The sequence below is a fragment of the Cryobacterium sp. TMT4-10 genome (assembly GCF_004403275.1).
Lineage (GTDB): Bacteria > Actinomycetota > Actinomycetes > Actinomycetales > Microbacteriaceae > Cryobacterium > Cryobacterium shii.
Window position 1 is genome coordinate 13,439 of record NZ_SOGU01000087.1, and the last position, 18,193, is coordinate 31,631.

At 62.8% G+C, this 18,193-nt stretch carries 27 protein-coding genes; all 27 read left to right on the forward strand.

What is annotated here, in order from left to right:
* The first annotated feature begins 1 nt into the window (after position 1).
* Positions 2 to 2,116 (forward strand): elongation factor G, encoded by a 2,115-nt coding sequence (gene fusA, locus E3T42_RS12060; RefSeq protein ID WP_134365611.1) that lies wholly within the window; start codon positions 2 to 4, stop codon positions 2,114 to 2,116.
* A gap of 143 nt (positions 2,117 to 2,259) precedes the next feature.
* Positions 2,260 to 3,453, forward strand: a complete 1,194-nt coding sequence (gene tuf, locus E3T42_RS12065; RefSeq protein ID WP_134363317.1) for an elongation factor Tu — start codon at positions 2,260 to 2,262, stop codon at positions 3,451 to 3,453.
* A gap of 120 nt (positions 3,454 to 3,573) precedes the next feature.
* The gene (locus E3T42_RS12070; RefSeq protein WP_134365612.1) at positions 3,574 to 3,801 is read left to right on the forward strand and encodes an Rv0909 family putative TA system antitoxin; all 228 of its coding nucleotides are present in this window, start codon (positions 3,574 to 3,576) and stop codon (positions 3,799 to 3,801) included.
* 200 nt (positions 3,802 to 4,001) lie between these two features.
* Positions 4,002 to 4,958 carry a hypothetical protein gene (locus E3T42_RS12075; protein ID WP_134365613.1) on the forward strand — a complete coding sequence of 319 codons (957 nt, stop codon included), beginning with the start codon at positions 4,002 to 4,004 and terminating at the stop codon, positions 4,956 to 4,958.
* 501 nt (positions 4,959 to 5,459) lie between these two features.
* The gene (gene rpsJ / locus E3T42_RS12080; RefSeq protein WP_035834607.1) at positions 5,460 to 5,768 is read left to right on the forward strand and encodes a 30S ribosomal protein S10; all 309 of its coding nucleotides are present in this window, start codon (positions 5,460 to 5,462) and stop codon (positions 5,766 to 5,768) included.
* An 8-nt stretch (positions 5,769 to 5,776) separates the two neighbouring features.
* Positions 5,777 to 6,436 (forward strand): 50S ribosomal protein L3, encoded by a 660-nt coding sequence (gene rplC / locus E3T42_RS12085; protein ID WP_134365614.1) that lies wholly within the window; start codon positions 5,777 to 5,779, stop codon positions 6,434 to 6,436.
* A 5-nt stretch (positions 6,437 to 6,441) separates the two neighbouring features.
* Positions 6,442 to 7,092: a 50S ribosomal protein L4 gene (rplD, locus tag E3T42_RS12090; protein ID WP_134365615.1), complete on the forward strand. Its 651-nt coding sequence runs from the start codon at positions 6,442 to 6,444 to the stop codon at positions 7,090 to 7,092.
* Positions 7,092 to 7,394, forward strand: a complete 303-nt coding sequence (rplW, locus tag E3T42_RS12095) for a 50S ribosomal protein L23 (RefSeq protein WP_134403074.1) — start codon at positions 7,092 to 7,094, stop codon at positions 7,392 to 7,394. The genes rplD and rplW overlap by 1 nt, the downstream gene beginning before the upstream one ends.
* A 25-nt stretch (positions 7,395 to 7,419) precedes the next feature.
* Positions 7,420 to 8,259 (forward strand): 50S ribosomal protein L2, encoded by an 840-nt coding sequence (gene rplB, locus E3T42_RS12100; RefSeq protein ID WP_104100967.1) that lies wholly within the window; start codon positions 7,420 to 7,422, stop codon positions 8,257 to 8,259.
* Positions 8,260 to 8,268: 9 nt separating this feature from the next.
* A complete protein-coding gene (gene rpsS, locus E3T42_RS12105) occupies positions 8,269 to 8,550 on the forward strand; it encodes a 30S ribosomal protein S19 (protein WP_066597628.1) in 282 nt (93 codons plus the stop codon).
* A 26-nt stretch (positions 8,551 to 8,576) separates the two neighbouring features.
* Positions 8,577 to 8,942, forward strand: coding sequence for a 50S ribosomal protein L22 (gene rplV / locus E3T42_RS12110; RefSeq protein ID WP_104100965.1), 366 nt, complete (start codon positions 8,577 to 8,579; stop codon positions 8,940 to 8,942).
* Complete coding sequence (gene rpsC / locus E3T42_RS12115; protein WP_134363322.1) at positions 8,942 to 9,703, forward strand: 30S ribosomal protein S3; 762 nt, start codon at positions 8,942 to 8,944, stop codon at positions 9,701 to 9,703. Before rplV ends, rpsC begins: the two co-directional genes overlap by 1 nt.
* Positions 9,704 to 9,705: 2 nt before the next feature.
* Positions 9,706 to 10,125 (forward strand): 50S ribosomal protein L16, encoded by a 420-nt coding sequence (gene rplP, locus E3T42_RS12120; RefSeq protein WP_104100963.1) that lies wholly within the window; start codon positions 9,706 to 9,708, stop codon positions 10,123 to 10,125.
* Positions 10,125 to 10,463 carry a 50S ribosomal protein L29 gene (gene rpmC / locus E3T42_RS17485; RefSeq protein WP_134365616.1) on the forward strand — a complete coding sequence of 113 codons (339 nt, stop codon included), beginning with the start codon at positions 10,125 to 10,127 and terminating at the stop codon, positions 10,461 to 10,463. The genes rplP and rpmC overlap by 1 nt, the downstream gene beginning before the upstream one ends.
* Before the next feature lie 2 nt (positions 10,464 to 10,465).
* Positions 10,466 to 10,765, forward strand: coding sequence for a 30S ribosomal protein S17 (gene rpsQ, locus E3T42_RS12130; protein ID WP_134365617.1), 300 nt, complete (start codon positions 10,466 to 10,468; stop codon positions 10,763 to 10,765).
* Between the two features lie 33 nt (positions 10,766 to 10,798).
* Positions 10,799 to 11,167, forward strand: a complete 369-nt coding sequence (gene rplN, locus E3T42_RS12135) for a 50S ribosomal protein L14 (RefSeq protein WP_134365618.1) — start codon at positions 10,799 to 10,801, stop codon at positions 11,165 to 11,167.
* Between the two features lie 3 nt (positions 11,168 to 11,170).
* Complete coding sequence (gene rplX, locus E3T42_RS12140; protein ID WP_134365619.1) at positions 11,171 to 11,530, forward strand: 50S ribosomal protein L24; 360 nt, start codon at positions 11,171 to 11,173, stop codon at positions 11,528 to 11,530.
* Positions 11,530 to 12,132 carry a 50S ribosomal protein L5 gene (rplE, locus tag E3T42_RS12145; protein WP_134365620.1) on the forward strand — a complete coding sequence of 201 codons (603 nt, stop codon included), beginning with the start codon at positions 11,530 to 11,532 and terminating at the stop codon, positions 12,130 to 12,132. The genes rplX and rplE overlap by 1 nt, the downstream gene beginning before the upstream one ends.
* 119 nt (positions 12,133 to 12,251) lie before the next feature.
* Positions 12,252 to 12,650, forward strand: a complete 399-nt coding sequence (gene rpsH / locus E3T42_RS12150; protein ID WP_134363327.1) for a 30S ribosomal protein S8 — start codon at positions 12,252 to 12,254, stop codon at positions 12,648 to 12,650.
* 6 nt (positions 12,651 to 12,656) lie between these two features.
* Positions 12,657 to 13,193: a 50S ribosomal protein L6 gene (gene rplF / locus E3T42_RS12155; protein WP_134365621.1), complete on the forward strand. Its 537-nt coding sequence runs from the start codon at positions 12,657 to 12,659 to the stop codon at positions 13,191 to 13,193.
* 2 nt (positions 13,194 to 13,195) lie between these two features.
* Positions 13,196 to 13,567: a 50S ribosomal protein L18 gene (rplR, locus tag E3T42_RS12160; RefSeq protein ID WP_134365622.1), complete on the forward strand. Its 372-nt coding sequence runs from the start codon at positions 13,196 to 13,198 to the stop codon at positions 13,565 to 13,567.
* A gap of 35 nt (positions 13,568 to 13,602) precedes the next feature.
* A complete protein-coding gene (rpsE, locus tag E3T42_RS12165) occupies positions 13,603 to 14,274 on the forward strand; it encodes a 30S ribosomal protein S5 (RefSeq protein ID WP_134365623.1) in 672 nt (223 codons plus the stop codon).
* A complete protein-coding gene (gene rpmD / locus E3T42_RS12170; RefSeq protein ID WP_174235710.1) occupies positions 14,274 to 14,456 on the forward strand; it encodes a 50S ribosomal protein L30 in 183 nt (60 codons plus the stop codon). The genes rpsE and rpmD overlap by 1 nt, the downstream gene beginning before the upstream one ends.
* Positions 14,456 to 15,013 (forward strand): 50S ribosomal protein L15, encoded by a 558-nt coding sequence (rplO, locus tag E3T42_RS12175; RefSeq protein ID WP_134365624.1) that lies wholly within the window; start codon positions 14,456 to 14,458, stop codon positions 15,011 to 15,013. Before rpmD ends, rplO begins: the two co-directional genes overlap by 1 nt.
* A gap of 98 nt (positions 15,014 to 15,111) precedes the next feature.
* Positions 15,112 to 16,434, forward strand: coding sequence for a preprotein translocase subunit SecY (secY, locus tag E3T42_RS12180; RefSeq protein ID WP_134365640.1), 1,323 nt, complete (start codon positions 15,112 to 15,114; stop codon positions 16,432 to 16,434).
* Complete coding sequence (locus tag E3T42_RS12185) at positions 16,431 to 17,036, forward strand: adenylate kinase (RefSeq protein ID WP_134365625.1); 606 nt, start codon at positions 16,431 to 16,433, stop codon at positions 17,034 to 17,036. The genes secY and E3T42_RS12185 overlap by 4 nt, the downstream gene beginning before the upstream one ends.
* 92 nt (positions 17,037 to 17,128) lie before the next feature.
* Positions 17,129 to 17,959, forward strand: a complete 831-nt coding sequence (gene map, locus E3T42_RS12190) for a type I methionyl aminopeptidase (protein WP_134365626.1) — start codon at positions 17,129 to 17,131, stop codon at positions 17,957 to 17,959.
* Positions 17,960 to 18,193 lie beyond the last annotated feature (234 nt).

Sequence of the window (18,193 nt, forward strand, 5' to 3'; positions counted from 1 at the left end):
CGTGGCACTTGACGTGCTCACCGACCTGAGTAAGGTCCGCAACATCGGCATCATGGCTCACATTGATGCTGGCAAGACCACCGTCACTGAGCGCATCCTGTACTACACGGGTGTCAATCACAAGATCGGCGAGACGCACGACGGCGCCTCGACCATGGACTGGATGGCGCAGGAGCAGGAACGTGGCATCACCATCACGTCTGCCGCGACGACCTGTTTCTGGGCTGAAAACCAGATCAACATCATCGACACCCCCGGCCACGTCGACTTCACCGTTGAGGTGGAGCGTTCGCTCCGCGTCCTCGACGGCGCCGTCGCAGTGTTCGACGGCAAGGAGGGCGTTGAGCCCCAGTCCGAGACCGTCTGGCGTCAGGCCGACAAGTACGACGTGCCCCGCATCTGCTTCGTCAACAAGATGGACAAGCTCGGCGCCGACTTCTTCTACACCGTCGACACGATCGTCAAGCGCCTCGGCGCGAAGCCGCTCGTCCTCCAGCTGCCGATCGGCGCCGAGAACACCTTCGAAGGTGTTGTCGACCTCGTCGAGATGCGTGCACTGACCTGGCGCGGCGACTCCAAGGGTGACGTCGAGATGGGCTCCAAGTACGCTATCGAAGAGATCCCGGCCGACCTCGTCGACCAGGCTGCGGTCTACCGCAAGCTGCTCCTCGAGACCGTTGCCGAGACCGACGACGACCTGATGGAGAAGTACTTCTCCGGCGAGGAACTCACGGTCTCCGAGATCAAGCACGCGATCCGCAAGCTCACCGTCTCCAGCGAGATCTACCCGGTCCTCTGTGGCTCGGCGTTCAAGAACCGCGGCGTTCAGCCGATGCTCGACGCCGTCATCGACTACCTCCCCACCCCGCTCGACGTGCCGGCCATCGAGGCCCACGACCCGCGCGATGAGGAAAAGGTCATCATGCGCCACCCGGATGCGACGGAGCCGTTCACGGCCCTCGCGTTCAAGGTTGCCGTTCACCCGTTCTTCGGTCGTCTGACCTATGTGCGCGTTTACTCCGGTCACCTTGACTCCGGTGCCCAGGTCATCAACTCGACCAAGGGCAAGAAGGAGCGCATCGGCAAGATCTTCCAGATGCACGCCAACAAGGAGAACCCTGTGGCCTTCGTGACCGCCGGTCACATCTACGCGGTCATCGGCCTCAAGGACACAACCACGGGTGACACCCTGTGCGACCCGAACGCGCAGGTCGTGCTCGAGTCGATGACGTTCCCTGACCCGGTCATCGAGGTTGCGATCGAGCCGAAGACCAAGCAGGACCAGGAAAAGCTGGGTCTCGCGATCCAGAAGCTGGCCGAAGAAGACCCGACCTTCCGCACCGAGCAGAACCAGGAAACTGGTCAGACGGTCATCAAGGGAATGGGCGAGCTCCACCTGGACATCCTCGTCGACCGGATGCGGCGTGAATTCAACGTCGAAGCCAACGTCGGCAAGCCCCAGGTCGCCTACCGCGAGACGATCCGTCGCGCGGTCGAGCGTCACGACTACACGCACAAGAAGCAGACCGGTGGATCCGGGCAGTTCGCGAAGATTCAGATCGCGATCGAGCCGCTCGAGATCACTGCCGATAAGAGCTACGAGTTCGTCAACAAGGTCACGGGTGGCCGCATCCCCCGGGAGTACATCCCCTCGGTGGACGCAGGAATCCAGGATGCGCTGCACGTTGGCGTCCTGGCCGGCTACCCGATGGTGGGCGTCAAGGCAAGCCTGCTTGACGGCGCCGCGCACGACGTCGACTCCTCGGAGATGGCGTTCAAGATCGCCGGCTCGATGGGCTTCAAGGAAGCCGTTCGTAAGGCTGATCCCGTTCTGCTCGAGCCGCTGATGGCCGTCGAGGTACGTACGCCCGAGGAATACATGGGCGACGTCATCGGCGACCTGAACTCGCGTCGTGGACAGATCCAGACCATGGAGGACGCTCAGGGCGTGAAGGTAATTCGCGCCAACGTGCCGCTGTCGGAGATGTTCGGATACATCGGTGACCTGAGGTCGAAGACCTCTGGCCGCGCCGTGTACTCGATGACCTTCGAGAGCTATGCGGAGGTCCCCCGGGCTGTGGCCGAAGAGATCATTCAGAAGAACAAGGGCGAATAGCCCGGGGCCTTCGGGCCTTTCAGGGCCCCATGGCCCGAATCGCTTCGGCCTCCCGGCCCGAGTAACATAAGTACACAAATCCAGCAGTTTCACCGCCCGCATCCAGCGGGCGGTGAAGCCGAGAGTCCTGAGGAGGACCCACAGTGGCCAAGGCCAAGTTCGAGCGGACCAAGCCGCACGTAAACATCGGAACGATCGGTCACGTTGACCACGGAAAGACCACGCTGACTGCAGCGATCTCCAAGGTCCTCGCCGACACGTACCCGTCCAAGACAAACGTTCAGCGCGACTTCGCGTCGATCGACTCTGCTCCGGAAGAACGCCAGCGCGGCATCACGATCAACATCTCGCACGTTGAGTACGAGACCGAAAAGCGTCACTATGCGCACGTTGACGCACCGGGCCACGCTGACTACATCAAGAACATGATCACCGGTGCTGCTCAGATGGACGGCGCGATCCTCGTGGTTGCCGCTACTGACGGCCCGATGGCTCAGACCCGTGAGCACGTTCTGCTCGCGAAGCAGGTCGGCGTGCCGTCCCTGCTCGTCGCGCTGAACAAGTCCGACATGGTTGACGACGAAGAGATCCTTGAGCTCGTTGAGCTCGAGGTTCGCGAACTCCTCACCGCCCAGGGCTTCGACGGCGACAACGCTCCCGTCGTGCGCGTTTCCGCACTCAAGGCGCTTGAAGGCGACGAGAAGTGGGTCGGCAACATCCTTGAGCTGATGAAGGCTGTCGACGACTACTTCCCGGAGCCCGTCCGCGACAAGGACAAGCCCTTCCTGATGCCGATCGAGGACGTCTTCACGATCACCGGTCGTGGAACCGTCGTCACCGGCCGCGCCGAGCGTGGAACCCTCAAGATCAACTCCGAGGTCGAGGTTGTCGGCATCCGCCCGACCATCAAGACCACGGTCACTGGTATCGAGATGTTCCACAAGCAGCTCGACGAGGCATGGGCCGGCGAGAACTGTGGTCTTCTTCTTCGTGGCACCAAGCGCGAAGACGTCGAGCGCGGCCAGGTTGTCGTCAAGCCGGGTTCGGTCACGCCGCACACCGACTTCGAGGGCACCGCGTACATCCTGTCAAAGGATGAGGGTGGGCGTCACAACCCGTTCTACGCGAACTACCGCCCGCAGTTCTACTTCCGCACCACGGACGTCACCGGCGTCATCACGCTGCCTGAGGGCACCGAGATGGTCATGCCCGGCGACACCACCGACATGAACGTCGCGCTGATCCAGCCGATCGCCATGGAAGAGGGCCTCGGCTTCGCCATTCGTGAAGGTGGCCGCACCGTCGGTGCCGGAACGGTGACCAAGATCATCAAGTAGTTCCCTTCAAGAAACGGGGTCGGCCCTTCGGGGGCCGGCCCCTTTTTTGTACCCGTTTCGTGCGGGGAGCCGGAGTACTTTGGATACGGCTGCGCCGCACAGCCGGAGAAGGAGAAGACCATGGGCTTGGACGACATCACCAAGAAGGCCAAAGCGTTCCTGAATGACAACAGGGTCAAGGACGCGCTGACAAGCGAGCAGGCCGAGGAAATGAGCGACAAGGTGCTCGGAGCCACCGCCGATGCGGCCAACAAGGTCACCGGCGGCAAATACGAGGAGCAGATCGAGGGCGCGCGCACCTCCGCCGACGACAAGATCGGCACCGACGACAAGCCCCCCGCCACCTAACGCCCTCTCTCGGGCCCTCGGCCCGTAGTTCCCGTTCCGGTCGAGAGTGACCGCCGCAGCGGTCACTCTCGACCGGAACGGGAACTGTCGTACCGGCATCCGGGAGAAGATGACTCCTCCCGGCCCCTCGACGTGGGCTGGAGCACACAGTTCCGGCGCAACACGCCTCGGACGGTGGCTGTCGTCTCGATCCTGATCGGATGAGACACAACGACATCACCAATCGATCCGGCCTCGTTCTGGTCAGGGACATCGTAGGCATCGAACAGGACGACAGGACCCTGAGGCGCGACCATGCGGTGGGCGCCAGGGAGCGCATCCGTCGCGGAGCCTATGTCGATGACGCGCTTTGGGCGTCCATGACCCCAGCCGATCGATACCGCGCGCGAATCCTGGCGGCGGTTCGCACCCGGCGACGGATGCCCGTGGTGGCCTTCGACTCGGCGGCCGCGCTGTGGGGCTATCCGAGGGCCAGCGCCTGGCCCGGCGTCGTACACCTGATCGTCAACCCGGAGTCGGCCGCACGGAGCAAGAACGGGGTCACGATTCACCGTGAGGGGCTGGAAGCGGGGGACGTCGTCGAAATGGAAGGCATTCTGGTGACAAGTCCCCAGCGAACGCTGGTGGATCTCGCCCGCGCGGCGCAATTCCGGGACAGCGTGGCGGCGATCGACTGTGCTCTCAATCCTGAGCGGAGCACGAACTACAATCAAGTCACGAAAGACCAGCTCCTAGAGGCGCACGAGCGGGTGGTGTCCCCGCGGGGCGGGCGGCAGTCGCTGAAAGCGATCAAGTTCGGGAACGGCCTCGCGGACAATGCGGGCGAGTCCGAGAGCAGGGTTGTCATCTTCGAGCTGGGATTCCCTGACCCCGTCCTTCAGCGTCAGCACGTCAACCCAAACGGTGGTCACTACTTCACGGATACCGAATGGCCGGAGTATCGAACGATCGGTGAGCTCGACGGACGCGGAAAATACCTGAAGGAGGAGTACCTCGGTTCGATGTCCCCGGGTGAGGCCGTTTACGCGGAGAAAATCCGTGAGGACCATCTCAGGGCTGAGGGCAACGTCTTCGCGCGCTGGGGGATTCCGGACATCCGCGAACCATGGCGGTTGCAGCGCATCCTGAGCAAGGCGGGACTCCCGCTGGTGCGGTGAGTGTGCCCGTTCCGGTCGAGAGTGACCGCCGCAGCGGTCACTCTCGACCGGAACGGGCACTTTGGACGGCCTGAGAGGTGCGGGGGAGCCCCGGAACGACGCGGAAGTGGCGACACGCCGCCCGCGACACGCCCGGGTTGCACAATGACCCGACCCTGTGGCAGACTCTTCTAGTTCAACACTTTCGACTGCCGCGCTGCTCGCGGTATCGGGATCACTGCCAGGCAGTGCATAGCTTGTGCCGTTCGCCGTAAAAAGCGCCAGGTGCACAGTTAGGCCGCGGGTAGCAGGACATAGAAGAAACCAACAGCCGGGAATGCTGGGCAAATCCATGCCTTCCCTCATGCGCGAGTGTGGAGAAGCGAGTTGGCTCGGTACTCGCCGCCTGGCGGTGGGCATCGAAATTGACAGATGAACAGTGGTGCGATAGCAGCAGTGCTACTACGGCGTCCAATGCAGCCCTCGGGATGTACGAAGCCTTGACAAGAAAGCGAGTTCGACATGGCGGGACAGAAAATCCGCATTCGACTTAAGTCGTATGACCACGAGGTCATCGACATCTCGGCGCGCAAGATCGTCGACACAGTGACCCGCGCGGGTGCGACTGTCGTCGGCCCCGTGCCGCTTCCGACCGAGAAGAACGTGGTGTGTGTCATCCGTTCCCCTCACAAGTACAAGGACAGCCGGGAGCACTTTGAAATGCGCACCCACAAGCGTCTGATCGACATCATTGACCCGACCCCGAAGGCCGTTGACTCGCTTATGCGTCTCGACCTCCCGGCGGACGTCAACATCGAGATCAAGCTCTAGGGCCCGCGATGTCTTACTCCGATACCAAGACCACCAAGGGTCTCCTCGGCAAGAAGCTCGGTATGACCCAGGTCTGGGACGAGAACAACAAGCTCGTTCCCGTCACCGTCATCGAGATCTCGCCCAACGTTGTCACCCAGATCCGCAGCAAGGACATCGACGGCTACGCCGGCGTCCAGATCGCTGCTGGGGCCATCGACCCGCGCAAGGTCAACAAGCCATCCGCCGGACACTTCGAAAAGGCCGGCGTCACGCCTCGCCGCCACCTCACCGAGCTCCGCACCGCGGATGCCGCTGACTACACCCTGGGCCAGGAACTCACCGTTGACGGTGTGTTCGCTGCCGGCACCAAGGTCGACGTCATGGGCACCAGCAAGGGTAAGGGTTTCGCCGGTGTCATGAAGCGTCACAACTTCAAGGGTGTCTCTTCCTCTCACGGTTCACACCGCAACCACCGCAAGCCCGGTTCCATCGGTGCTTCCTCGACCCCGAGCCGTGTCTTCAAGGGCATGCGCATGGCCGGTCGTATGGGTGGCGAGCGCGTCACTGTGCTGAACCTCAAGGTGCACTCGGTTGACGCCGAGAAGGGCCTCCTGCTGGTCAAGGGCGCCGTTCCCGGTGCTCGTGGCCGCCTCGTATTCGTCCGCAACGCAGTGAAGGGAGCGTAGTCCTGATGGCTACCGCACTCGACATCATCGACGGAACCGGCAAGAAGGCCGGCACCGTTGACCTGCCCGCCGAGATCTTCGACGTTCAGACCAACATTCCGCTGATCCACCAGGTCGTCGTTGCGCAGCTCGCTGCCGCACGCCAGGGCACTCACAAGACCAAGCGTCGTGGTGAGGTCTCCGGTTCCGGCCGCAAGCCGTTCAAGCAGAAGGGAACCGGTCGCGCTCGTCAGGGCTCGATCCGCGCCCCTCAGATGACCGGTGGTGGCATCGTCCACGGACCGACCCCGCGTAACTACGAACAGCGCACCCCCAAGAAGATGATCGCGGCAGCACTGCGCGGCTCACTTTCGGACCGCGCCCGTGGCGACCGCCTCCACGTCGTGACGGCGCTCTTCAGCGCCGAGACGCCCAGCACCAAGGGCGCCATCGCACTGCTCACCCAGATCGCCAGCAGCAAGCACGTGCTGGTCGTCCTGGAACGCACCGATGAAATGACGCTGCGCAGCATCCGCAACCTGCCGACGGTGCACGTTCTGCCGTGGGACCAGCTGAATGCCTATGACGTGCTCGTCAGCGACGACATTGTCTTCACCAAGGGCGCGTTCGACGCGTTCGTGGCGAGCAAGACCAAGAAGGAAGAGGTGTCCGCATAATGGCTACCCCGATCAACAAGGATCCCCGCGACGTCATCATCGCTCCGGTCGTCTCTGAGAAGAGCTATGGCCTGATCGACGAAGGCAAGTACACCTTCATCGTGGACCCGCGCTCGAACAAGACCGAAATCAAGCTCGCGATCGAAAAGATCTTCAAGGTAGAGATCGCTTCGATCAACACCATGAACCGGATCGGCAAGACGCGTCGCACGAAGTTCGGTCAGGGTAAGCGCAAGGACACCAAGCGTGCCATCGTCACGCTCAAGTCCGGTTCCATTGACATCTTCACGGCCGTCGGCTAAGCGGCGCGGACTAGAGGAATAAGAAATGGCTATTCGTAAGTTCAAGCCCACGACTCCTGGTCGTCGCGGTTCATCTGTTGCGGACTTCGCAGAGATCACCCGTTCGACCCCGGAGAAGTCCCTGCTTCGCCCCCTTTCCAAGACCGGTGGCCGTAACAACCAGGGTCGCATCACCACCCGTCACATCGGTGGTGGCCACAAGCGTCAGTACCGTCTGATCGACTTCCGTCGTAACGACAAGGATGGCGTCAACGCCAAGGTCGCTCACATCGAGTACGACCCGAACCGTACGGCGCGCATCGCGCTCCTGCACTTCATGGACGGTTCCAAGCGCTACATCATCGCCCCGAACAAGCTGAACCAGGGCGACATCGTAGAGTCGGGCGCCGGTGCTGACATCAAGCCCGGCAACAACCTGCCGCTGAAGAACATCCCCACCGGTACCATCATCCACGCGGTCGAACTGCGTCCGGGCGGTGGCGCCAAGATGGCCCGCTCCGCCGGATCATCCGTTCGTCTCGTTGCGAAGGATGGCATCTACGCCCAGCTGCGCCTGCCGTCCGGAGAAATCCGCAACGTCGACGCTCGCTGCCGCGCCACGATCGGCGAGGTCGGCAACGCCGAACAGTCGAACATCAACTGGGGCAAGGCCGGCCGTATGCGCTGGAAAGGCGTTCGCCCGACCGTTCGTGGTGTTGCCATGAACCCGGTCGACCACCCGCACGGTGGTGGTGAGGGTAAGACGTCCGGTGGACGTCACCCCGTCAGCCCCTGGGGCCAGAAAGAAGGGCGCACCCGCCACCCGAACAAGGAAAGCGACAAGCTCATCGTTCGTCGCCGTACCGTCGGCAAGAAGCGTAAGTAGGAGTAGACGATGCCACGCAGTCTCAAGAAAGGCCCGTTCGTTGACGACCACCTGCTTCGCAAGGTTGTCAAGGCGAACGAAGCCAGCAGCAAGAACGTAATCAAGACCTGGTCGCGCCGTTCGATGATCATCCCCGACATGCTCGGGCACACCATCGCGGTTCACGACGGACGCAAGCACATCCCGGTGTTCGTCACCGAGAGCATGGTCGGGCACAAGCTCGGCGAGTTCGCGCCCACCCGCACCTTCCGTGGTCACGTGAAGGACGACAAGAAGGGCCGTCGCCGCTAACGCGGGGACGTGAAGGAGGATAAGAAATGGTGGAGTCGATCGCACGCGTGCGTCACATCCGCGTTACCCCCCAGAAGGCTCGTCGCGTTGTCAACCTGATCCGCGGCAAGCAGGCCTTCGAGGCCCTGGGAATTCTGAAGTTCGCGCCGCAGGGTGCGAGCGATCCGGTGTACAAGCTGGTTGCTTCGGCAATCGCGAACGCCCGGGTAAAGGCCGATGCAGCCAACACCTTCCTGGACGAGCAGGATCTGTTCGTCAGCCAGGCATTCGTTGATGAGGGCACCACCCTCAAGCGTTTCCAGGCCCGCGCACAGGGTCGCGCATTCCAGATCAAGAAGCGCACGAGCCACATCACGGTTGTGCTCGCCACTCCTGAGGAGGGTACGAAGTAATGGGTCAGAAAGTAAACCCCTATGGCTTCCGTCTGGGAATCACGACCGACCACGTGTCGCGTTGGTTCTCTGACAGCACGAAGCCGGGCCAGCGTTACAGCGACTTCGTCGCTGAAGACGTCAAGATCCGCCGCCTGTTGAGCACCAGCCTCGACCGCGCCGGCGTGTCCCGCATCGAGATCGAGCGCACTCGCGACCGTGTCCGCGTGGACATTCACACCGCCCGTCCGGGCATTGTGATTGGCCGTCGTGGCGCGGAGGCCGAGCGCATCCGCTCCGACCTCGAGAAGCTCACCGCCAAGCAGATCCAGCTGAACATCCTCGAGGTCAAAAACCCCGAGGTCGACGCTCAGCTCGTCGCTCAGGGCATTGCCGAGCAGCTCTCCGCTCGTGTGGCATTCCGCCGCGCGATGCGTAAGGGCCTGCAGGGTGCCCAGCGCGCCGGCGCCAAGGGTGTTCGCATCCAGGTGTCCGGTCGTCTCGGTGGCGCTGAAATGAGCCGTTCGGAGTTCTACCGCGAAGGCCGTGTGCCACTGCACACCCTGCGCGCGAACATCGACTACGGCTTCTACGAAGCCAAGACCACCTTCGGCCGCATCGGCGTGAAGGTCTGGATCTACAAGGGCGACATCACCAACAAGGAACTCGCCCGCGAGCAGGCCAACGCTAAGTCGTCCCGCCCCGAGCGACGTGACGACCGACCGCGTCGTGCGCCCCGCGCAGAGGCAGCGGCACCGGTTGCAGCAGGAGTTGAGGCATAACCATGTTGATTCCACGCAGAGTCAAGCACCGTAAGCAGCACCACCCGGGCCGTACCGGCCATGCAACCGGTGGCACCGAGCTGTCGTTCGGCGAGTATGGCATCCAGGCGCTCACCCCCGCCTATGTGACCAACCGTCAGATCGAGTCCGCTCGGATCGCGATCACCCGTCACATGAAGCGTGGCGGCAAGGTCTGGATCAACATCTATCCGGACCGCCCCCTCACCAAGAAGCCGGCCGAAACTCGCATGGGTTCCGGTAAAGGTTCCGTCGAGTGGTGGGTCGCCAACGTCAAGCCGGGTCGTGTCCTGTTCGAACTCAGCGGTGTCACCGACATCGTTGCCAAGGAAGCGCTGACCCGCGCAATTCACAAACTGCCCTTGAAGGCACGCATCATCAAGCGCGAGGAGGGCGACGCATAATGGCGATCGGATCCAAGGAGCTCGCCCCGGTCGAGCTCGACACTTTTGAAAATGAGCGACTGTTCGACGAGCTGAAGAAGGCGAAGGAAGAACTTTTCAACCTTCGCTTCCAGTCGGCCACCGGCCAGCTCGAAAGCCACGGCCGCCTCCGCGCGGTCAAGCGCGACATCGCTCGCATCTACACGGTTCTCCGTGAGCGCGAGTTGGGCATTCGCCCGACTCCCGTGCCTGTCGAGGCTCCGGCCAAGGCTGAGAAGAAGACCAAGAAGGCCAAGCCTGCAGCTGCGTCCGTTGAGGACACCGCTGCGGTTGACGCCGACGAGACGAAGGAGGCCTAGTCATGGCGAAGACTGACGCAAAGGTCGTCGCTGTCGAGGCTGAGGCTCTCGTTCGCGGCTACCGCAAGACGCTGCGTGGTTACGTGACCAGCGACAAGATGGAAAAGACCATCGTTGTCGAGGTCGAAGACCGCGTGAAGCACCCCCTGTACGGCAAGGTCATCCGCCGTACGTCCAAGCTGAAGGCTCACGACGAGGCGAACATCGCCGGCGTCGGCGACCTGGTCCTGATCAGTGAGACCCGTCCGCTCAGCGCTTCCAAGCGCTGGCGCCTGGTCGAGATCCTCGAGAAGGCCAAGTAGGCCTCGCGCTTACTTGATAGAAGGAGTTAAAAAGTGCTTCAGCAAGAATCACGACTCAAGGTTGCCGACAACACCGGTGCCAAGGAGCTCTTGACCATTCGCGTTCTCGGTGGCTCCGGCCGTCGCTACGCCGGACTGGGCGACACGATCGTCGCCACGGTCAAGGACGCCATCCCGGGCGGAAACGTCAAGAAGGGCGACGTCGTCAAAGCCGTTGTCGTTCGCGTCAAAAAGCAGACCCGTCGTCCAGACGGTTCGTACATCAAGTTCGATGAGAACGCCGCAGTGATTTTGAAGAACGAAGGTGACCCCCGCGGCACCCGTATCTTCGGACCGGTCGGTCGCGAGCTTCGCGACAAGAAGTTCATGAAGATCATCTCGCTGGCACCGGAGGTTATCTAAATCATGGCCAGACTCAAAAAGGGTGACCTCGTTCAGGTCATCACCGGCCGCACCCAGGCCCGCGGCGGCGACCGCGGCAAGCAGGGCAAGGTCATCGCTGTCCTGGTGGAGAAGAACCGTGTCCTCGTAGAGGGCATCAACTTCGTCACCAAGCACGTTCGCGTCGGCCAGACCCAGCGCGGCACCAAGACCGGCGGCATCGAGACCATGGAGGCGCCGATTCACGTGTCCAACGTGGCCATCGTCGACCCGGAGACCAAGAAGCCGACCAAGGTCGGCGTCCGCACCGAAGAAGTAACGAAGGACGGCGTCACCAAGACGGTCCGCGTTCGTTACGCCAAGAAGTCAGGGAAGGACCTCTGATGACTGACACTGCAACTGCAGCCGCCGAAGCAGCCGTCCCGGTTATCCTGCCGCGCCTCAAGCAGAAGTACCGCGATGAGATCACCGCCCAGCTCACCAAGGACCTCGGCTTCACCAACGTCCACCAGGTTCCGAACCTGGTCAAGATCGTTGTCAACATGGGTGTCGGCGAAGCAGCTCGCGACGGCAAGATCATGGACGGGGCCGTTTCCGACCTCACCAAGATCACCGGCCAGAAGCCGCAGGTCACCAAGGCCCGCAAGTCGATCGCGCAGTTCAAACTGCGTGAAGGACAGCCCATTGGCACGCACGTCACACTTCGTGGCGACCGCATGTGGGAGTTCCTCGACCGCCTCCTGAGCCTTGCTCTTCCTCGCATCCGTGACTTCCGCGGACTGAGCGACAAGCAGTTCGACGGCAGCGGCAACTACACCTTCGGTCTCACCGAGCAGGTCATGTTTCACGAGATCGACCAGGACCGGATCGACCGTATCCGCGGTATGGATATCACGGTTGTGACGACGGCCAAGAACAACGAAGAAGGCCGCGCGCTGCTCAAGGCGCTGGGCTTCCCGTTCAAGACAGCCGAAAACACCAAGTAAAGTAGCTCTTTGGCTCCTTGTAGTAAAAATCCGGGGCTGGACAACCGTCCAGCCCCACCACGACCAAGGTCGTCATCCGTGTAACGGGTGAACGAAACCAGGCGAGAAAGGCACCACAAATGACAATGACAGATCCGGTCGCAGACATGCTGACCAGACTGCGCAACGCTAACTCGGCGTTTCACGACACCGTGTCCATGCCGCACAGCAAGCTCAAGGCGAACATCGCAGACATCCTCAAGGCTCAGGGTTACATCTCTGCCTGGGACGTCAAGGATGCAGAGGTCGGCAAGACCCTCACGCTCAACCTGAAGTTCGGTCCGAACCGCGAGCGTTCCATCGTCGGGATCAAGCGGGTTTCCAAGCCCGGCCTGCGCGTGTACGCGAAGTCGACCGAAATCCCCACCGTTCTCGGTGGCCTCGGCGTTGCCATCCTGTCCACCTCCAGCGGTCTGCTCACCGACCGCCAGGCCGAGAAGAAGGGCGTAGGCGGAGAAGTTCTCGCCTACGTGTGGTAGTCGACGATGTCACGTATTGGAAGACTCCCCATCCCGATTCCGACGGATGTCACGGTCACCGCTGAAGGCCAGCGCGTCAGCGTCAAGGGCCCGAAGGGCGAGCTCGCGCTCACCGTCGCGAACCCGATCGAGGTCAAGATCGAGGACGGCCACGTTGTCGTCACTCGCCCGAACGACGAGCGCAACTCGCGTTCGCTGCACGGACTGACCCGGACGCTCATCGCAAACCAGATCATCGGGGTGACGGTGGGTTACACCAAGTCCCTCGAGATCGTCGGTACCGGTTACCGCGTAGCCCAGAAGGGCAGCTCCATCGAGTTCGCCCTCGGCTTCTCGCACCCGGTCCTGGTCGACCCGCCCGCCGGTATCACCCTGACCGTGGAGAGCGTCAACCGCCTCACGGTCGGCGGTATCGACAAGCAGGCTGTCGGCGAGGTCGCCGCCAACATCCGTAAGATTCGTAAGCCGGAGCCCTACAAGGGCAAGGGTGTGCGTTACGCCGGCGAGATTGTTCGCCGCAAGGCCGGAAAGAGTGGTAAGTAACCATGGGTCTCGGAACTAGAGGTAAGAGCAAGGCTGCTGCCCGCGGACGCAGGCACACACGTCTTCGCAAGAAGATCGAGGGGACTGCGCTTCGTCCGCGTCTCGTCGTCACCCGTTCTGCTCGCCACGTATTCGTGCAGGTCGTCGATGACAGCAAGGGTTTCACCCTTGCTTCGGCGTCCACGCTCGAAACCGGTCTGCGCACCTTCGATGGTGACAAGACCGCCAAGGCCCGCAAGGTCGGCGAGCTCGTCGCTGAGCGTGCCAAAGCCGCCGGTATCGAAGCCGTCGTATTTGACCGTGGCGGCAGCAAGTACGCGGGACGCGTCGCTGCCATCGCCGAGGGAGCTCGAGAGGGTGGGTTGAACCTGTGAGCACTGAAACCGCTAACACAGCAACAAAGGAGAACGTGGTGGCTGCAGAGGCACCCGTCGAGACCGCTGCGTCCACGACGCCGCCGCAGAACGAGCCTCGTGAGGCTCGTCGTGGTGGCCGTGAGCGCAACCCGAACAAGGATCGCGGCAGCCGCGACGCCGACAAGAGCCAGTTCCTGGAGCGCGTTGTCACCATCAACCGCGTTTCCAAGGTGGTCAAGGGTGGTCGTCGCTTCAGCTTCACCGCTCTCGTCGTCGTCGGTGACGGCAACGGCCTGGTCGGAGTCGGCTACGGCAAGGCCCGTGAGGTGCCTACCGCCATTTCCAAGGGTGTCGAGGAAGCGAAGAAGAACTTCTTCCGCGTTCCCCGCGTCGGCCTCACGATCCCGCACCCCGTGCAGGGTGAAGCCGCAGCCGGCGTTGTCCTGCTGCGTCCGGCCGCTGCCGGTACCGGCGTTATCGCCGGTGGCCCGGTGCGCGCCGTACTCGAGTGCGCTGGCATCCACGACGTGCTGAGCAAGTCCCTCGGCTCGTCGAACACCATCAACATCGTCCACGCCACGGTCGAGGCTCTGCACCAGCTCGAAGAGCCGCGTGCGGTTGCAGCTCGTCGTGGGCTCGCGTACGAAGACGTGGCCCCGGCCCGTTTCCTGCGCGCCGACGCCGCAGCAGCAGCAGCTGCCGCAGCAGCAAAGGCAGGTGCCTGATGGCTCGCCTCAAAGTGACACAGATCAAGTCCAAAATTAGTGAGAAGCAGAACCAGCGCGACACGCTTCGCAGCCTGGGTCTCAAGCGCATTGGCGCAGTCACGATTCGCGAGGACAACTCGCAGAACCGCGGCTACGTCAACACCGTTGCTCACCTCGTAAAGGTCGAGGAGATTGACTAATGGCTGACGAGAAGGAAGCTGCCACGGCAGCCGCCAAGCCCGCCACTGCAAAGAAGGCAGCCCCCAAGAAGGCTGCCGCCGCCAAGGTCGCTGTGAAGGCTGCTCCGACCGAAAAGCGCGAGCAGGTCCTGAAGGTTCACCACCTTCGCCCGGCCGCCGGTGCCAAGAAGTCGCGCATGCGCGTCGGTCGTGGTGAAGGCTCCAAGGGTAAGACTGCCGGTCGTGGTACCAAGGGCACGAAGGCGCGCTACAACGTGCGTATCGGCTTCGAGGGTGGGCAGATGCCTCTGCACATGCGCACCCCGAAGCTGCGCGGGTTCAAGAACCCGTTCCGCGTCGAGTACCAGGTTGTCAACCTGGACAAGCTCGCGGAGCTCTACCCGAACGGGGGCGATGTAACCATCGCCGACCTGGTCGCCAAGGGTGCTGTTCGTGACAACGAGAAGGTCAAGGTTCTCGGCAATGGTGACATTGCGGTTAAGCTGAACATTGCAGTGGATAAGGTCTCCGGCTCAGCAGAGCAGAAGATCGTCGCTGCGGGTGGCTCAATCAAGTAAGTCCGTAGACGCTGAGCGAGCTTGTCGAGGCCACCAATCGAAATCTTTCGATGCTGGTCTCGACAAGCTCGTTTTTCACGTTATTAACTGGAGGCATTGTGTTCAGCGCCATCGCGCGGATATTCCGCACACCCGACCTTCGCAAGAAGATCGGATTCAGCCTGGGGATCGTTGCCCTGTTCCGACTGGGCTCGTTCGTACCTGCACCATTCGTTGACTTCCAGAACGTGCAAGCGTGTCTGGCCGCGAACCAGGGAACCAGCGGCCTCTATGAGCTCGTCAACCTGTTCAGCGGTGGCGCATTGCTTCAGTTGTCGGTGTTCGCGCTCGGCATCATGCCGTACATCACGGCCTCGATCATCGTGCAGTTGCTGCGCGTGGTCATCCCACACTTCGAGACCCTCTACAAAGAGGGCGCGTCCGGGCAGAGCACACTGACCCAGTACACGCGTTATCTCACGATCGCCCTCGGCATCCTCCAGTCGACGACGCTCATCACGGTGGCCCGCAGCGGCGCCCTGTTCGGCACGTCCGCCAGCCCCGAGTGTTCTCAGCTGCTCACCAACGACTCCTGGTACGCCATCCTGCTCATGGTCATCACCATGACAGCTGGCACCGGAATCATCATGTGGATGGGCGAACTCATCACCGAACGCGGCATCGGCAACGGCATGTCGCTGCTGATCTTCACCTCGATCGCGGCCCGGTTCCCGAACTCGCTCGGCGCGATCGGCCAGCAGAAGGGCATCGACGTCCTGCTGATCGTGCTCGCGATCGGGCTGCTCGTGGTGGCAGCCGTCGTCTTCGTTGAGCAGTCGCAACGTCGCATCCCGGTGCAATACGCCAAACGGATGGTCGGCCGACGCACCTACGGCGGCAATAACACGTACATCCCGATCAAGGTGAACATGGCCGGTGTCGTGCCCGTCATCTTCGCGTCCTCGCTGCTGTACCTCCCCGCCCTGATCGCCCAGTTCAACCAGCCCGCCGCCGGCCAGTCCCCGGCCGCCTGGGTCACCTGGGTGACGAACAACCTGACCAAGGGCGACCACCCGCTCTACATGGCGATGTACTTCCTCCTCATCGTGGGATTCACCTACTTCTACGTCGCGATCACCTTCAACCCTGAAGAGGTCGCAGACAACATGAAGAAGTACGGCGGATTCATCCCAGGCATTCGCGCCGGTCGGCCGACCGCGGAATACCTGGACTTCGTTCTCACCCGGGTGACGCTGCCCGGTTCCCTGTACCTGGGGTTGATCGCGTTGCTGCCTCTGATCGCCTTCTCCGCGATCGGTGCCGACCAGAACTTCCCGTTCGGTGGCGCCAGCATCCTGATCATCGTCGGCGTCGGGCTCGAGACGGTCAAACAGATCGATTCGCAACTCCAACAGCGCCACTACGAAGGGCTGCTCCGATGACTCGTCTTCTCCTGATCGGCCCGCCTGGCGCGGGCAAGGGCACCCAGGCCGAGCGGCTGTCCGAGGCTTTTGCCGTGCCGGCCATCTCGACCGGCGACATCTTCCGTTTCAACGTGAAGAACAACACCGAGTTGGGCGTCAAGGTCAAGGCGTTCATCGATGCCGGCGCCTATGTGCCGGATTCCCTCACCAACGAGATCGTGTCCGACCGGTTGAAGCAGGCCGACGCTGTGGCGGGGTTCCTCCTCGACGGCTACCCGCGCACCGCTGATCAGGTTCAGGAGCTGGACCGTCTGCTGGAAGCCGACGGGACCGCCCTCGACGCCGTCGTCCTGATCGTCGCCGACACCGAAGAGGTCGTCGCGCGTCTGCTGAAGCGTGCCGCCGAGCAGGGCCGCGCGGATGACACGGCCGACGTCATCCGTCACCGCCTGTCGGTCTACGAAGAGCAGACCGCACCCCTGATCGACCTGTACGGCTCCCGCGGCCTCGTCGTCACCGTCGACGGCCTGGGCGCCGTGGACGAGGTGACCGGGCGCATCCTCGCTGCCTTGGCCGCGCGCGGCCTGAACGCCACCGAAGAGGCAGCCAGCACCACCTGACCGAGATGGCGCAACCGTCTGGTTGCGCCATCCGGCCTGTCTTCGACCGGTACCACCCATCCGCACGTCCCAATCAGTTTGCAGAGATACTCATGAGCCTTCGACGTTCCATCTACAAGTCGCCGGCGCAGATGCGGCTGATGATCGCCCCGGGGCTCGCCACGGCCGCATCTCTGGATGCGGCCCGCGCTGCCATCCGGGTCGGCGCGACCACGCTCGAACTGGATGCCGCGGCGGAGGCGGCCATCGTCGCGCGCGGCGGACTGCCGAACTTCAAGCTCGAGCAGGGCTACTTCCACACGGTGTGCGCCTCGGTCAACGACGACGTGGTGCACGGGATCCCCGGCGCCCGCGTCCTCGCGGCCGGCGACATCGTCTCGATCGACAGCGGCGCGATCATCGACGGCTGGAACGGCGATGCCGCGTTCAGCTTTGTGATTCCGGATCCGGCCCGCCCCGCCGAGGTGGCCGAACGCCAGAAGCTGTCCGATGTCACCGAGCAGTCGCTGTGGCACGGCATCGCCCGGCTGGCCGTGGCGCGCCACCTCAACGAGGTCGGCGACGCCATCGAGGACTACGTCGATTCCCAGGGCGACTACGGGATCCTCACCGACTACGTCGGCCACGGCATCGGCCGGTCCATGCACGAGGCCCCGCCGGTGTTCAACTACCGGGTGCGCCAGAAGGGCCCGGACGTCAAGCCCGGCCTGGTCGTCGCGATCGAGCCGATGGTCGTGCTCGGATCGATCGAGACGTACGTGCGCGAGGATGACTGGACCGTCGCCACCAGCGACGGACGCGCCGCCGCGCACTGGGAGCACACCGTGGCCGTGCACAAGGACGGCATCTGGGTTCTGACTGCGGAAGACGGCGGTGCCGCGGCACTCGCCCCGCTCGGCATCACCCCCGTTCCCCTCGCGTAGCAGAGCCCTGCCCGCCACTTGGCCCGCCACTCCGCCAACAACTCCGTCTCCGAACGAATTCGACGGAGATTCTGCCCGGAACGGGGTGAAACCCGGCGAATGCGGATTTTTAGAACAGAATCTCGGCTCTCCTGGCGTAACCGTGGGTTAAACCCGGCCGGGGAGTACTGGTTTGTGGCCGCCGAGGCTGAGCATGGCGAGGGCGATGAGGGCGTCGGGTGATTTGAAGCCGAA